The sequence below is a fragment of the Cyanobacteriota bacterium genome (genome assembly GCA_027618255.1).
Classification (GTDB): Bacteria; Cyanobacteriota; Vampirovibrionia; order LMEP-6097; family LMEP-6097; genus JABHOV01.
This window is the reverse complement of record JAQCFG010000051.1, coordinates 1-14,886: the sequence shown is the minus strand read 5'-3', so window position 1 is coordinate 14,886 and position 14,886 is coordinate 1. Positions and strand designations below refer to the sequence as shown.

The following is a 14,886-nucleotide window of genomic DNA, read 5'->3' as shown; positions in this document are numbered from 1 at the left end:
TTTAGATTGAATTTAGTTATAGATGGAGGTGGTGACCGGATTTCAAGCAACAATGAAGATACTGCAGCCTGCCCTTGCACTTCTGACTACACCACTTTAGATTGAATTTAGTTATAGATGGAGGTGGTGACCGGATTTGAACCAGCGATCGAGGTGTTGCAGACCTCTGCCTTACCACTTGGCTACACCACCAGAGCAATAAGTTTAAATTTTAACCTAATTTAATAAGTATCAAATAAAGATATTGCAAATCTAATTTAATTAAAGAATGAAAATAAAATCAATGCGAAATACGAACAAAATATTGTAGTACAGCGTCATAGATAAATAGTGTCATAAACACATCAATGCATATACCAGGTAATAACATTAATCACATCAATTTCTTAAGGGCAGCAAGCCCAATTACTGCTGCACAACCTGTTCAGCAAAATAAGATCGATACGGTTACACCCCAAAGCCATTATTACGGACCAGTATCACAATTAATCAACAGTAAGTATTTGCATGAATTACGTCAAGATATCCGCAAGATAATTAAAGGCAGACGACTGAAAGAAATTCTTGCTTATGACTATAGCCTTGATGAGTACGAAAATCTACCAACGTCACTTAAGAACCTGATCAAATTTGATAGAACCATTAGTAGCGCAGAGATACTGCAGTTTATCGAGTCTTTTGACCTGAGTCATGAGATCACTTTTCGCGATTATGCCTTTGACAGGATCAAGTTTAGAGCGCTATTTGAAGCCCTGGGTGATTTATTAGATGTTGAAATGCAGGCTGGTCCGAGTACATTTGTTTCGCTTGGTGAGGATTTTGAAGTTAAACGCAAAATCAAAGAAATATTTGTAGATTTAAAGAACAAAGTCAAAGATAGGCTAGTATTTAGAACAAGCAAGCGTACACTCAAAACAGACGACGAGCAGGAAGATATAGTAGATGAATTCAGAGAACCCATTTAAACTCCCAACAATACTACTAAAAAGATTTAATCAATTTAAAAAAATCCAAGATAAAGACAAGCGCTTTGAGCGCATAATTCAACTAGGCAAACGACTAGAAAACTACCCCGAAGAACTTAAAACAGAAGAGAACCAAGTCAAAGGTTGTGCTTCACTGACTTATATTAGTGGCAAACTAATTAATGATCAACTACAATATCAAGGTTGGTCAAATTCACACCTAGTCTTAGGTCTCCTTGCATTATTAATAGAAGGAATCAATGGATCCACCCCGCAAGAAGTTCTTGATATTGATCCAGCTTTCATCGCAGCAATGGGCATTGGACAAACCCTTACAGCATCAAGAGCCAACGGATTTATGAACACCTTCAATATGATGTGCGCCATTGCCAAACAAAACAAGGAAGAGCATGCCAGCTAAAAAAATCTTCATCTCTTGTGGCGAACTTAGTGGCGAATCACACGCCTCTAGACTCGTAATCGAATTACTCAAACAAGAACCAGAACTAGAAATCCGTGCCTTAGGTTCTGATATCCTCAAAGAACTCGGAGTGAAATTAATTGAGGACTACCGTGAATATAGTTTTTCTGGCTTAACAGAAGTAGTTGCAAACTTGAGCAAAATTTTGGGTCTCAAGAAACGTATACTCAAAGAACTACAAGAATGGCAACCAGACTGCGTAGTGCTAGTAGACTACGGTGGCTTCAATCTTGAACTGGCTAAATCAATCAAGGCAGAATTTAAAAACCCACCCAAAATTATTGAATATATCGCTCCCCAGATCTGGGCATCAAGACCCTGGCGCATCAAAGCAATCAAAGCATCAATAGACAAAGTACTCTGCACCTTGCCTTTTGAAGAAAAGCTTTATAAGGAAGCCAATATAAATCATATATATGTAGGCAATCCTGTATTAGGTTCACTCACTAGAGCAATGCCCAAGCAAGACTTTCTCAAGAGCTTTGCCGAGATTCAATATCGCAAAGGCTTCAGCAGTAAAACAAACCCAACCAGCGAAACAATTCTCATTGGCCTTTTCCCTGGTAGCCGCAAATCCGAAATTAAACATATGCTGCCATTAATGCTAGCAGCGAGTAACCAACTCATCGAGAGAAACCCCAAACTCAATTTCAGGTTTATTTTAGCTCGCACCTCCAATATCAAACGCAGCTTACTACAGAGATATGGACTGCATAGCAAACTCAATCTTGCCAAAGACAAAAAGCCACACCATATAGAAATACTTGACGCCGATGACATGCTTGCAGCCAACCACAAACTACTCTCTGCCGCTGACGCCCTCTGGCTTTGCTCAGGCACTGTGACACTAGAAGCTGCACTTTACACCACACCTTATTTCCTTGCTTACAAATCAACCCTAATCAACTATCTACTTTATTTATTGTTTAGAACAATTAAAATAGCCGGATTAGCCAACATCATCTCAGGCAAAAGTATCGCTAAGGAATTCCTGCAATACGACGCCAATCTCAACAACTTCGTCAATGAGACCGAAGCATGGCTGCATAATCCCCAACAAAAATACAATGGCGACTTCTCTGATTACTATTACAAAATCAAATCAGAATTCAGCGAACTCAAAACCCAGCTTAGTGGCTTTGACGGTGCCAAGCTTGCTGCCAGAGAGGTACTGAACGCATGTTAATCAAATCCAACAATAACAATTCACCCTGCTCTGTAGAGATTAAATTACTTGATGAAATAACTATTGATGACAATAAATGGCTCAATTATCAAATCGAACTAAAGATGAATGACAAGAGCTATCAATTCAAATCACAAAACAAAACAGCAACAACCGCTCTTGGCACCACAGCAGAAATCGGCAAGTTTGCTTTTGCTATCAGCCCGCACAATGAACTTGAGACCATGCAAACTCAGCTCAAGCAATTTCTTGCAAGCGAGCATAATAGCTTTCGTTTTGAGCCCTATGATCCAAGTTTCGAGCTTATAATTGAGCGTTCAGAACTAGACAATGAGTTTAAGGTATATTTCTGGGTTGATGCTGGTAATACCACAGGTTTGGAGTATAGCTGGGATGGGATTGGTGTCCGCTTTGTAACTAACAAAAAATTATTGTTAGGTAACTGATTTTAGAGGCTTCAAATGCAAAACTCAACGTAGCAGATGGAGGTTTTAGAGCCAGTTAAGGGCCAACGATGGTAACTTTGAAGCTGCCTGGATGAATATATTTCTTCACCGCAGTATTAACCTGCTCAAGCGTAATAGCATTCACACGCTCTGCGTAAGTATCAATATAGTCATCACCCAACTTAAAAAGCTGTAGTTGTGACATAGTTTCAACAATTGCTTCATTACTAGAAAGTGTTCTAACAGCAAAAGAACCAATCAAATACGATTTAGTAACTTCAAGCTCTGTTTGGTTAACACCTGTTTTAATAAAGTCCGCAATCACTTCTTTGGTTAAATCAATTGCTTTGCGGGTATTGGCTGGATTACAACCGAGTACAACTTTAAAGGCACCAGCTCCAAGACTAGCAGCAAAAGAAGTTCTAATATTGTATACCATACCATTATCATCACGAATCGCTGTCCCCAAACGAGACGAGAGTGAACTTCCACCCAAAGCATAATTAGCAATCAAGAGCGGATAAAAATCCGGATGTAATCTATCTATAGGACAAGAATGTCCCATATTTATTTCTGTTTGTTTTTTGTCTGGCATTGAGATGACTTTTTCTTCAGCTTCAGTTAAATCAACCAAGGCAATCTCAGGTCTATTGTTTCCATTTAAATCAAGTCCATCTTTATTCCAATCTTTGAAACTATCATAAACAATCGTTTTGGCTTCAGCTTCAGTCAAATCACCAACGACAGATACCATAAGGTTCTTGGCGTTATAATGTTTCTTATAAAAGACTTTGATATCCTCAATAATTATTGACTCAACAGCTTTAATTCTCTCTTCAACACTAGACGCATAATAAGGGTGACCCTTAGGATAAATCATTCGATTGAGTTCTCTTGATGCAATCGTTCTAGGGAATTCATTCTCATCTTTCAATTTAGAGATAGTTTCTGTTTTAAGTCTTTCAAGTTCTTCTTCAGAGAAAGCAGGCTGCTCCAAAATCTCTTTCAATAAGGCAAAAACCTCAGTAGAATAACGCGACAAAGTAGCAACTTCAAGCTTGGAGTTCTCGCGTCCTGCTTCAAAACCAATACTCGCTCCATAAAGATCCAATTGACGAGCAATTTCATATTTATCTTTCAGTAAACTACCACGTTCAAGTAATTCAGAGGTAAAGAAAGCCAAACCAATCTTATCCTCATCAGCAAAAGATCCAGCAAAGAAATTAGCATTGAGATAAATCAAAGGCAAGCTATGATCCTCACGGAAATGCAAATCAATATCGCCTTCAATATTTTTAAACTCAAGCTCTAATTTACTAGAAACAGTATTTTTAGAATATTTTGGCTTAGTAATCTCAAGTAAGTGTTTTAATTTCTTTTGGTCTATTGGTTCAACAGACGCAGCACCATAGTTGGCTGTTTTAAGAGGATCAAGAGCCTTCGTGACTTCTTTTTCATCAAGCTCAACAAGTGCTTCATGTGCTTTCTCTGGCAATAAATAAACAACTGTTTTATTACTCGGAATAAAATATTCTTTTGCAACACGAACTATATCTTCATTGGTTACTTTTTTAATTTCATCAACCCAGGTTGCATATTTAGTCCAATCATTAGTAATAGCTTCAAAATAGCCTATTTGCAAACCTTCTTCATAGACACCATCACGTTCATATACATATGAAGCTTCTTCTTTAGCTTTAGCTAAATCAATCTCAGCTGCTGTTGCTCCGCGCTTAATTAGCTCAAGCTCTGTATCAACTATCTTTTCAACTGCTGCGATGTCTGCATCTTGATTCAAATTAACTACTATTCTAAACAAACCAGCATCATGACTAGGTTCTGAAACCCCACTAACAGAACTAGCTAAACCAGCATCAACTAACTTAGGATAAATTCTACCTGTTAAACCAGAGAATATAACATCAGAAAGCAAACTAAGCGGCGCACTATCTTCATGATCAAACTTGGGAATATGAAAAGCCATTGCAAGCATTTTTAAATGTCCATCAGAACGAATAGTCATTTGTTTCAAAGCTTCTTGCTGAGGCTCCTGAGGTGTTTTATCTCTTTTATTGTCTTTAGGTTTGTATTTTCCAAAATACTTACTTATCAAATTTAATGCATTTTCGATATCAAAATTACCAACCAAAACTGCAACAGCATTATCGGGGTAATAATAGTTTTCATAAAACTCACGCATATTTTTGGAATTAATATTATCCAAATCTCCTCTGTAACCAATAACCGGGTTACGGTAAGTGTGAACACTAAACGCTGAGTTTCTCAAAGTCTCATAAAGACTTCTTCGTGGGTCATTTTTATTACCTTCAAGCTCAGAAACAATAACGCTACGTTCAAGCTCAACATCATCATGATCAATTCTTGCGTTTTGCATTCTATCTGATTCAATCTTGATAGCAAGCTCTAAATTTTCAGGAGCAAAATTTTCAAAATAAGCAGTGTAATCATCACTAGTAAAGGCGTTGAAAACCCCACCTCTAAGTTGAATCGCCTGAGCAATCTCACCTTTGGCAAAAGTCTTAGTGCCCTTAAACATTATGTGCTCAAGGTAGTGAGCAATCCCAGTTTTATTAAGCTGTTCATTACGGCTACCAACCTTGTACCAAACTTGCCATGACAAAGCGGGTAGGTCTAGCTTTGGCTTAAGTAGGATTTTGAGCCCATTATCCAATTGATACTCATCAATTCCAGCAAAGGATTTAACGAATTTAACCCCTTTAATTTTGACCCTTGGGCTCGTATCTGCATTACTTGCATTCATAAACATTAAACTCCCTATTATCAGGCTTCCGAAGAAAGCCCTTTTTATTTTTCTTAGCTTTTTGACCACAGAATATAGAATAGCACTTGCCTTAAATAATGCTACAATCACTTATATGGCCAACTTACTAGAGCTTGAACTTATCACCCCAGAAGGCGTCCTACTCCAAGAGAAGGTACAAAACCTCATTGCCAAAACAGAGCAAGGTGAAATCGGTATTCTTTATAACCACGCAGAGCTAAGAGCCAAGCTGGATAATACTCCGGTTCGTTTCACTCTAGCGGATGGTAAACAAGATGTTTTTGCTGTGCTTGGTGGGATCATAGAATTAAGCAACAACAAAATAACAATTTTGACCAATTTTGCTGAACAAGGAGCTCAGATTGATGAAGCTGAAGCCAAAAACGAAGTCCAAAAAGCTGAAACGGAGTTTAAACTATTAAGCCCAAGAGCTAGTAAGACAGATAGCAATCTTATAATAGCTGAAGTCAGATTACAGAGAGAGTTGTTGAGACTTAAGACAGCTAGGCTTTTTAAATCGATATAATACCAGACTCGTGTAATATCTCCTTTCACTGAAAGGCGTTTGATAAATCCCTAAATGAAAGGCTTACAAGAGCCCGCAAGGGCGTTCCCGAAGCTTATTAAGATAAACGATGGCGAGTATAACGCAGCAGTTGGAGATTTAGACAATGCCTTCAATGAAGATGTTAGAATTATTAGGCTGCGGGCGGTAAAGGCCTGCAAACCTGGTCAGATGGGAAACCAAGCAGCCATAAGCTCAAAGCTTTTAGGTGTCTGCAGCATTCTATCCCTCTTGAAATAATCTAGTAAAAATGGGTATAAAGTCTTCATGGTAGAAGAAAAGAAAAGATACAAACTTGGTGAAATTTTAATTCAACTTGGTGCGCTCAAAGAGGAAGAGCTCCAAAAAGCATTGGATATTCAAGCCAAACAATCTAGTGATGAAAAATATCCGATTGGAAGAATTCTTTTAGAGCAAGGTTCTATAGAACCAAATGATTTAATTGAAGCAATTAAAATCCAATCAATGCAGTCTTAATTGGCTCAAAGCTAATGGCTGAAAGCTCCACAACTAAAAACAATCTTCTTCAACAATTAGCTGATGCTAATTCAGATTTTACAAACAAAATTCAAGAACAATATTCTGACACATCAATTCTTGAATATAAGAAACAAAGAATCAAAGAACTCCTTCAAGAGCCAATTTTGCTAGCGAATAAAGCATGTACTATAAGCCGCTGCCCAGGCAGGATTAGCTTAAGCAAGCACGCTGACTATATCAACAACGACTTATTGTATGTTTTGGATGATAGAGATATTTATATTGCTGCACAAACTAATGATGCTAATAAACTAATTCTAATTAATCAAAATTCACAATTTGAAAACGTCGAACTAGAACAAAGTCAGATTGCTCAAGTAGAAAAATCCAAGTGGTATTTTTATGCTTGCCAGTTATACACTCAGTTTGTTAAAGACAAACAAGGAATCACACTTGTGTACAACAGTGATCTTCCGGAAGCAGCCGGACTTAGTTCATCACACGCATTAATGATTAGTACGGCAATGGCACTAGTCTCACTAGACCCAAACTCAGAATGGCAGGCTAGTCTCAAAACTATAGAAACAAGAATAGAGAACAAAGACAAAATCCATGACTTGCTCAAACTCTTTCAAGACATAGAACACAGTAGAGGCTTCAAGTCTGGGTTAGGTGATCAGAGCGCCCAAATTTTTGGCAAAAAAGATCACTTTAGTTTTATTAAACTAGAACCCAATCTTGAAATTATCTATCAAGTAATCCCAAAAGATCTTGGAATCATGACAGTAACAAGTTCAATCAAGGCAGACAAAAACCTCAAGGAGTTTCAAGCAGCCAATGAAAACATCGCAGCATATAAATCAATCAATAAGATAGCCGAGAAATATAATTGCAAATTCCTCGGTGATTTACTTTATCAATATAACGAACCAGTTATCTTTAAAATCCTTGAAGATATAGAAGATCCTAAATTAAGAGGATTGGCACTTTATGGTTTAGCAGAAGGAGCCAGAGTCAAAGAACTCAAAGACCAGCTAGATGCCAGCAAACTTGGAGCACACCTCAACCTCTCTCATAGAGCAGAATCCAACTTCAAACAAGAGCAAGGTCAATGGCTAGCATGCAGCCCCAAAGAGCAAGAAACATACAAGTTCAATACCGAAGAATCACTCGCTTCACATTCTGGAATTTACCATGCCAGCACATTAATTAATGATCAGCTACAAGACTTTAGTAATAGTTTAGATGGTGTATTTGGAAGCTCAATAAGTGGCGCAGGACTAGGTGGTAGTAACAGCATTATCTGTCAAAGAACTCAGCTCAATCAAATAGAACAAGCTCTAATAGGGGGTTTTCACATCCACCAAAAGATCTACATTCACGCAAGTTCTAGTTCATCTGCAGCAAATACCCTCAGATAGCGGCACCTAGGTGATAACAAAGAGTTAATCAAAATCGGGTAAATAACAAATAGAGATGCAAAACAACCTACTCTATTTTACATACGCAATAACTCTAGCTCTATCACTAGCTTTCAGCCCAGCCTTGGCTAGTGGCATCAAGAACTATGAAATCCTTGAAACAATTAAAATCCCTGAAGGAATTAACAGCGCAGACTTTGACTTCAAAAAAAATAATACAGTCTCTACTGAAACAGATTCATACAGGAGTCTAGAAAAATCACAAAAACGTAAAAAACCCAAAAATAAGATTTGCAAAAAATTTGGTCCTCTTGAATTCAATTTCAAAGTCAATCCCTTTAATTTAAACAGAACAGGTATCGTTTTAGACATAGACTTACTTGAGTCATTTGATTTATTTGCTAGCAAACCGAATATGCAAGAACTTAAAACCAGCATGCAAGCCTCAGCAAACCATAATATCATCAATAATGATGTTAAAGCCAATTACAGTAAAATCAAAACATGGTTGAGTGCTCACGAGGCAACTTAAGGATATACAGGTCGCTCAAAAAAGGTAGCAACCGCGCGGAATGCGCGTGTTGCCTTTGGAAATAATTCCGACTTTCAAAACAAGTCTTTAGACCTGTTTCGAAACACAGTTTCGATATACAGGTCGCTCAAAAAAGGTAGCAACCGCGCGCAATGCGCGTGTTGCCTTTGGAAATAATTCCGACTTTCAAAACAAGTATTCAGTGTGCCCTTAAGATTACTTGCCTTCCAATAAACTAGAAACAAGCTCAAGGTATTTCTCATCAGCTTTACTAAAATGCACATCAATATCTAATTCTTTATCTTTTGTTTGATAATTCAACAAACCATCATCAAAAATAGAACTTGCAAATTGTTCAACTACCAGTTTTGCAGGATCAATAAAATGATAATCTGCCCCCTTAGCTAAAAAAGAATAATGAGTACAACCAATAATCACGTCTGTAATAGTCTCAGGCAAATTCTTCAAGTGAGCTTGCCAATTTAGTTTCGCTTCATCCAATTTACCAGTTTCAATAAGGGGCACCAAATCGGTACAAGCAACTGGGTGAATATCCACAGACCAGTTTTTATATCTCCCAGAAGCAATAGTTGCTTGAGTGGCGATCAAAGCAACTGGTTTATCAAATTGATTCGCTTCAAAATACTTAGCCAGCACATCATTCAAACTTATAATTTGAAAAAAATAATCCTCGAAATTCATTTCATCAAGGTACATCGAACTAGAATTACAAGCAGAAACCAAAACATCAACTTGTTTCTCTTGCATAAAATCAGCAATCTCCAAAACATAGCTCTTAAGTTGTTCAGCGCTCTTAGTGCCATAAGGAGCCCGCGCTGAGTCACCGAAATATACATATGAGTACTTTGAACCGTACCTGTCAATAAACTCTTTTAGAACTGAGAGCCCGCCCAAACCTGAATCATAGAAGCCAAGTCTCATAAACCTTCCAGGTAATTAATTATTCCTCGTGCAACTGATTTGGCTAAATCATTTTGATAACTGTCTTTCACTAATTTCGTTCTTTCTGCAACATTGGTCATAAAACCAAGCTCTAACAAAACAGAAGGCGCTTTGGTAAATTTCGTCACCCAGAAATTAGCATGCCTAATTCTTTGGTCTGGCATTTTAACATCAGTTAAGAGTTGCTTGTGTATCACAGCAGCCAATTGTTTTCCTGTTGTAGAATAATAATAGCTTTGCAAACCCTGCATCTCTGGATTAGTAATTAAAGCATTGACGTGAATCGAAACAAAAATCTTAGGGTCTACGGCATTACTTACTTCAACCCTTTCAGCTAGTGAAATGAATCTATCCTCGGATCTCACCATATAGACATTGATTCCTGCAGCATCCAGATATTCCTGAACCTTGCGGGTAATATCAAGTGTGATGTCTTTTTCGTTATAACCACCATAAACGGCACCAGAATCATAGCCACCATGTCCGGCATCCAAGACCACTACTGTCCCGGCACTTTTTTGGGCAGCTTCTATTTCTATACCGTCCTTAACTTTGTCAGCAGAAACTCCAATCATTCTAATCAACAGGGTTTTAGAGCCATTTGATTCCTTAAACTCCTCAATGACATTCTTGGTTTTCATATCAAAAACAATTCTAGTGACAGGTTTTCCCAAAGTAGCTAAACCAAAACGCAAGTCTTGAACGAATTCAGTCTCTGGTATTTGTTCTGCACCAAGAGCATCGTCATAATCCAAACCAATCAAATCAACTACCAGGCGTTCAGGATTATGCAGTTTCAAAAATTTATAATCAAGGTTCTTTAAAGACTCAACAGCATAAACAACTTCTTCTTTGGTGTTGCGTTGTAGCTTAATTGACAAAACTTTATTGTCTACTTTGAATTGTTCTTCTTTCTCGTTCCCCTCACCCAGAACTAAAACCTGCATTTCATTATTGCTAATTCGAACTTCTCTTTTATGAGTATTTCTACCAGTAAAAACAACTCTGACTATTGAAGAATCAAATTGTGTAACTTTCATTTCTTCAGTGCCATTTTGATAAACTTTTGCTTGACTTGGGCTTTTAAGTTTGGCTCCAATAAGGTCTAGCACCAGCCTTTCAGGATTATCCAACATGATTGATCTTGGTACTAAAGCGCCATCAGCCGTGATACGCATATTACCATCTTCAAAACCAAAATCCTGAATTACTACATCATTAATTGCATACCTAAAAAACAAAGTCTTGCCAATATTTTCGATATTCACTTTTTCAAGTGCAGTTACCGTAGTAGCTTCTGTAACTACTCTCACAGTATTCTCGTCAAATTGAGCAACTCTTGCCCTAGTAACATCCAACCCCGTTGGCAAATTATAAACAAAGCTCTTATTACCTAAATGCGCATCAATAATATCAAAGACCAATCTTGGTGGATTTTCATAAATTCTTTTTTTGAATTTCAAATCACTAGCAGAATCATGGTTCACTTCAAGAACCGTATTATTAAGTGCAATTTCTTTGATTTCAATTTGCTTAGCCGATGCAGCCAAACTGGCAAAACAAAAAGCCAAACAGATAATCAGATATCTAAAAATATAAGACATTGCACTAATATTAAAGCAAATATCGAAGCTTCGCAAATATGTATTTCACCCTTCAAGCGTCATACATATGCTATAAAACTAATAATGGCTAAGATATATAAAGTAGGCATTTTAGGCAGCACCGGCTATACTGGAGCTACTTTAACTGGATTACTGGCTAAACACCCCAATATAGAGATTGTTTTCCTTGCTTCACAGCAATACGCTGGACAGAAATTCTCCTCAATCTACAGCGAATATAGAGGCTTAGTAGATATCGAATGTAGCGATATTGATGATGAAGCAATTCTTAATTTAAACAAAAATGAGATTGACCTAGTCTTTTTTGCAACTCCCAATGGAATTGCTCATAAACATGTACCAGGTCTAATTGCAAAATCAATCCATTGCATCGATCTTAGTGCTGACTACAGGTTCAAGGATTTAGATTTATATACTAAGTGGTACGGCTTTAAAAGAACTGATCAAGCAATTAATGCTCAAGCTGTTTATGGTTTAGTTGAATTTAATAGAGCTCAAATTAAAGCTGCTGCAAAATCAGCTGCAGTAATAATCGGCAACCCTGGTTGCTACACAACTTCTTCAATACTAGCGCTCGCTCCGATACTTGAAGCGATGGCTGATTCAATCGACACTAGATCAATCATTATTGACGGCAAATCAGGAATCAGCGGCGCCGGACGCAAAGCTGCAACCAATTTACTATTCTCTGAGATCAACGAATCCTGTTCACCGTACAAGCTAGCAAACCAGCATAGACACGGTCCTGAGCTTGAATGTTTTTTTTCAGAAATTAGCGGCAAAAAAATCGAGCTTAGTTTTTCTCCGCATCTAGTACCAATGTCAGTTGGTCTTTTGACAACTTGCTATATTAATTTCACCAAAGACACTAGTGAAGCGCAGCTGCGCAAGCTCTATGAAACAAGATACTCTGCTGAGCAATTTATCAAAGTACTAGAACCTGAACTCTACCCGCAAACCAAATGGGCGGTTGGCACGAATAAAGCATTTATTCAAGTCAACTACGATCCAAGACTCAAGCGCGCCACCATCACTTGTGCAATTGACAACCTGATGAAGGGTGCTGCAGGGCAAGCTCTGCAGAATATGAATTTGATCTTTGGTTTAGAAGAAGGGTTAGGGCTTAGCTAAAACAAAAGAGCAGCTCGTCATGAGCTGCTCTTTGTGACTTTAATTATGGTAGATTCTAGAATCTACTAGACAGAGCTCCACCTCCACAACTAGAATTTATTCTTGCTGGTGCAACAGCTGTCTTAACAGCAAATGACCGGCAAAACTTTGATCGTCATTCCGTTCAATCCTCCCAGAGCAAGCTCTCGAGTTTTCACTACATTCGGAATAAAAAAACAACAAACTTAAAAGATTTTAATTTAACAAAAACAATTCAGCCAAAACCAATTGCGGTCTAACAGAACTCTTCAAACTACTAATTGCTTTTTCATATTGCAAAACCAAATCTGCATCAACTAAGTCAACACCATTAGTAAAATAATTTTGCAATATTTGCAAAGCGCCAACAAGATCTTTATTCTCGCGACTAGAAATTTCTTCTGCTTTGATTAGTTGTGCCAATCGTGAACTAGATTTATTTGATTCCAAAAACTCACGAAGCTCGTCACTAAGCTCGCGAGCAGCTTCAGTAAATTCTTTATCAGAGTTGTCATTTAATGCAAGTACTTGAGATCTACTTACGATAGTAGAAAGCACTGACGAGCGCGATTCAGCAAAAAGCATAAACAAAGTACCCTCTCTAGCTTCCTCAATTGTTTTTAATAATGCAGCTGATGAGCTGGGATTCAAAACCGCAGACGAAGCATCTTCGATAATTACAATTCTAAAAAACTCAGAGCTTTGTGACAACTCCCCCTGAAGTTCTCTAATTTGATCTACTTTGATTACTTGTGTCTTGCTTTCAAGATCCGGTCTTAAATAAATGGGACTTCGAGGATGTGTAGCTAGCTCTATCCATCTACAGCTCTGGCAAGTTCCACAAGCCGCTCGTAAAACTAGGTCTTTATTAGCAGAACAATTCAAAACCATATTCATCTGTTTGACTAATAGATGCTTGGAGCCAAGATCACGGCCGGTAAGCAAGTAAGACCTGGCCAAATGATCTTTAGTTAAGCTCTGGTTAAAGAAATCAGTAACGAAATCGTGTTCTTTTATATTTATTAATTCTGCCATTATGAGTAATGAAACAACGCTTAATTTATATCCAATTAAAACGTAGCTCTTAATGACAATAATAGCAAGTTAGGCAAATTGACCCAATATTAAAAAAATTTCATTCCCCTTAACTAATCCATAACCCTGTTATGCATTTATTCATTTGTACTAATCTTTTAGCCCACAAAGCCGATAGACAAGTACAGAGAATAGTTTGCTTAGGAAACAGTCGGTGTTTCTAGCAGTAGTTAAAATCTCAAAGACCCATCCCGGGCCCGCGAGGCAATAACACCAAAACAAAGGAGAACAGATTATGTCATTAACAGGACGCAATCCAACTATAAGATTATCGATCATTAGATCGCAAATCGACAAACAACAACAAGTAATAGCTTTACTTGAAAACAGATTACAAGAGGCAATCCTCGGTGGTACTGACGTAGGTGATATCTACGGAGATCAGGATCTCGATGGAGGTTTAGGCGAAATCGCAAAAATCTACGGAGATAATGGAACCATCGATTCTAAATATGGCTACGTGCCAGATCCAGCGACAGGTGCCGCAACAACAGAAATAATGCAATTAAATATAGCAACTGGAGAAACAGAATCCGTTAACTCTGATCCAAATTTAATCGCAGTACGAGACTCAGCCAAAGGTGCATATCAATTCTTCAATGCTGATGGTGAAGTCAATGTTGATGAATATGCAAGATACCAACAAGACTACGCTAAGGCTTATGGCGGTGCACTACTAGATCCTGCTGATCCAAATTCAGCAATTACCCCTCCACCAGGAAGAGCAGACTCGGAAGGTATTAACGCTGCAGAGTTGTTACCAACATATACTGGACTCACTGGTGCAATGCACAAAGGTGTTCTAGACTTCCAGCAAGTTGATGCTGCCGGTCAACCGCTTCCATTGGAGCAGGATGGTATTAGACAACTACTTTATCAAGCGAGAGCATTGATGGGTGAGCTTAGAGTTGAAGAGCAACATTGGAATGCTGAAGTAAACGAAGAGAAATCTAGACGTAAAGAATTAATTGACTTTACCAAAGGATAGAAATTAATACAAAAAAATCTCGAGGCTAAGTTTTCTACTAGCCTCGATTTTTTTTGTTTAAACAACCTGGACACATAGTCGCAAATCAACTAAAGTTGCTAGAAAATGTTCAAGAGTTTGCTCTGGCAAATAAGGACGAGCGTAACGAAGTTATTGGGCATTTCATGACTACTTTAGTCAATTAATC

14 protein-coding genes, 1 tRNA gene and 1 other RNA gene are annotated in these 14,886 nt (G+C 37.9%); 11 read left to right on the top strand and 5 right to left on the bottom strand.

Going from position 1 to position 14,886, the window contains the following annotated elements; genetic code table 11:
• Nucleotides 1–118: 118 nt before the first annotated feature.
• Nucleotides 119–192, bottom strand: a tRNA-Cys gene (locus O3C63_07535).
• A 155-nt stretch (nt 193–347) separates the two neighbouring features.
• Here O3C63_07535 and O3C63_07530 point away from each other — a divergent pair.
• The 4 genes from O3C63_07530 to O3C63_07515 are packed head-to-tail and all read left to right on the top strand — an operon-like array spanning nt 348 to nt 3,078.
• Nucleotides 348–965, top strand: coding sequence for a hypothetical protein (locus tag O3C63_07530; protein ID MDA0772778.1), 618 nt, complete (start codon nt 348–350; stop codon nt 963–965).
• Nucleotides 943–1,386 carry a SufE family protein gene (locus O3C63_07525; GenBank protein ID MDA0772777.1) on the top strand — a complete coding sequence of 148 codons (444 nt, stop codon included), beginning with the start codon at nt 943–945 and terminating at the stop codon, nt 1,384–1,386. The genes O3C63_07530 and O3C63_07525 overlap by 23 nt, the downstream gene beginning before the upstream one ends.
• Nucleotides 1,376–2,632, top strand: coding sequence for a hypothetical protein (locus O3C63_07520; protein MDA0772776.1), 1,257 nt, complete (start codon nt 1,376–1,378; stop codon nt 2,630–2,632). The genes O3C63_07525 and O3C63_07520 overlap by 11 nt, the downstream gene beginning before the upstream one ends.
• On the top strand, nt 2,626–3,078 hold the full coding sequence (locus O3C63_07515; GenBank protein ID MDA0772775.1) for a hypothetical protein: 453 nt from the start codon (nt 2,626–2,628) through the stop codon (nt 3,076–3,078). Before O3C63_07520 ends, O3C63_07515 begins: the two co-directional genes overlap by 7 nt.
• Nucleotides 3,079–3,133: 55 nt before the next feature.
• On the opposite strand, the gene O3C63_07510 is transcribed toward O3C63_07515, so the two are convergent.
• On the bottom strand, nt 3,134–5,860 hold the full coding sequence (locus O3C63_07510) for a pitrilysin family protein (GenBank protein MDA0772774.1): 2,727 nt from the start codon (nt 5,858–5,860) through the stop codon (nt 3,134–3,136).
• 115 nt (nt 5,861–5,975) lie between these two features.
• On the opposite strand from O3C63_07510, the gene atpC reads away from it, so the two are divergent.
• The 5 genes from atpC to O3C63_07485 all read left to right on the top strand — a co-directional run bounded on the left by atpC (nt 5,976) and on the right by O3C63_07485 (nt 8,879).
• Nucleotides 5,976–6,407 (top strand): ATP synthase F1 subunit epsilon, encoded by a 432-nt coding sequence (atpC, locus tag O3C63_07505; GenBank protein ID MDA0772773.1) that lies wholly within the window; start codon nt 5,976–5,978, stop codon nt 6,405–6,407.
• Between the two features lie 170 nt (nt 6,408–6,577).
• An RNA gene (gene ffs / locus O3C63_07500) (signal recognition particle sRNA small type) lies at nt 6,578–6,677 on the top strand.
• Between the two features lie 36 nt (nt 6,678–6,713).
• A complete protein-coding gene (locus tag O3C63_07495; GenBank protein MDA0772772.1) occupies nt 6,714–6,923 on the top strand; it encodes a hypothetical protein in 210 nt (69 codons plus the stop codon).
• 14 nt (nt 6,924–6,937) lie between these two features.
• Nucleotides 6,938–8,347, top strand: a complete 1,410-nt coding sequence (locus O3C63_07490; GenBank protein ID MDA0772771.1) for a hypothetical protein — start codon at nt 6,938–6,940, stop codon at nt 8,345–8,347.
• A gap of 55 nt (nt 8,348–8,402) precedes the next feature.
• Nucleotides 8,403–8,879 (top strand): hypothetical protein, encoded by a 477-nt coding sequence (locus O3C63_07485; GenBank protein MDA0772770.1) that lies wholly within the window; start codon nt 8,403–8,405, stop codon nt 8,877–8,879.
• Between the two features lie 216 nt (nt 8,880–9,095).
• Here O3C63_07485 and O3C63_07480 read toward each other — a convergent pair whose 3' ends face one another.
• Complete coding sequence (locus tag O3C63_07480) at nt 9,096–9,821, bottom strand: aspartate/glutamate racemase family protein (GenBank protein ID MDA0772769.1); 726 nt, start codon at nt 9,819–9,821, stop codon at nt 9,096–9,098.
• The gene (locus tag O3C63_07475; GenBank protein MDA0772768.1) at nt 9,818–11,446 is read right to left on the bottom strand and encodes an N-acetylmuramoyl-L-alanine amidase; all 1,629 of its coding nucleotides are present in this window, start codon (nt 11,444–11,446) and stop codon (nt 9,818–9,820) included. The genes O3C63_07480 and O3C63_07475 overlap by 4 nt, the downstream gene beginning before the upstream one ends.
• An 84-nt stretch (nt 11,447–11,530) precedes the next feature.
• Here O3C63_07475 and argC point away from each other — a divergent pair, with 84 nt between their 5' ends.
• Entirely contained in the window at nt 11,531–12,598 is a 1,068-nt protein-coding gene (argC, locus tag O3C63_07470) for an N-acetyl-gamma-glutamyl-phosphate reductase (protein ID MDA0772767.1), read from the top strand.
• Between the two features lie 234 nt (nt 12,599–12,832).
• Here the strand turns inward: argC and O3C63_07465 are convergent, their stop codons facing one another.
• Nucleotides 12,833–13,651: a hypothetical protein gene (locus O3C63_07465; GenBank protein MDA0772766.1), complete on the bottom strand. Its 819-nt coding sequence runs from the start codon at nt 13,649–13,651 to the stop codon at nt 12,833–12,835.
• Nucleotides 13,652–13,946: 295 nt separating this feature from the next.
• Between O3C63_07465 and O3C63_07460 the strand changes: the two genes are divergently transcribed.
• A complete protein-coding gene (locus O3C63_07460; protein MDA0772765.1) occupies nt 13,947–14,699 on the top strand; it encodes a hypothetical protein in 753 nt (250 codons plus the stop codon).
• Nucleotides 14,700–14,886: the final 187 nt, after the last annotated feature.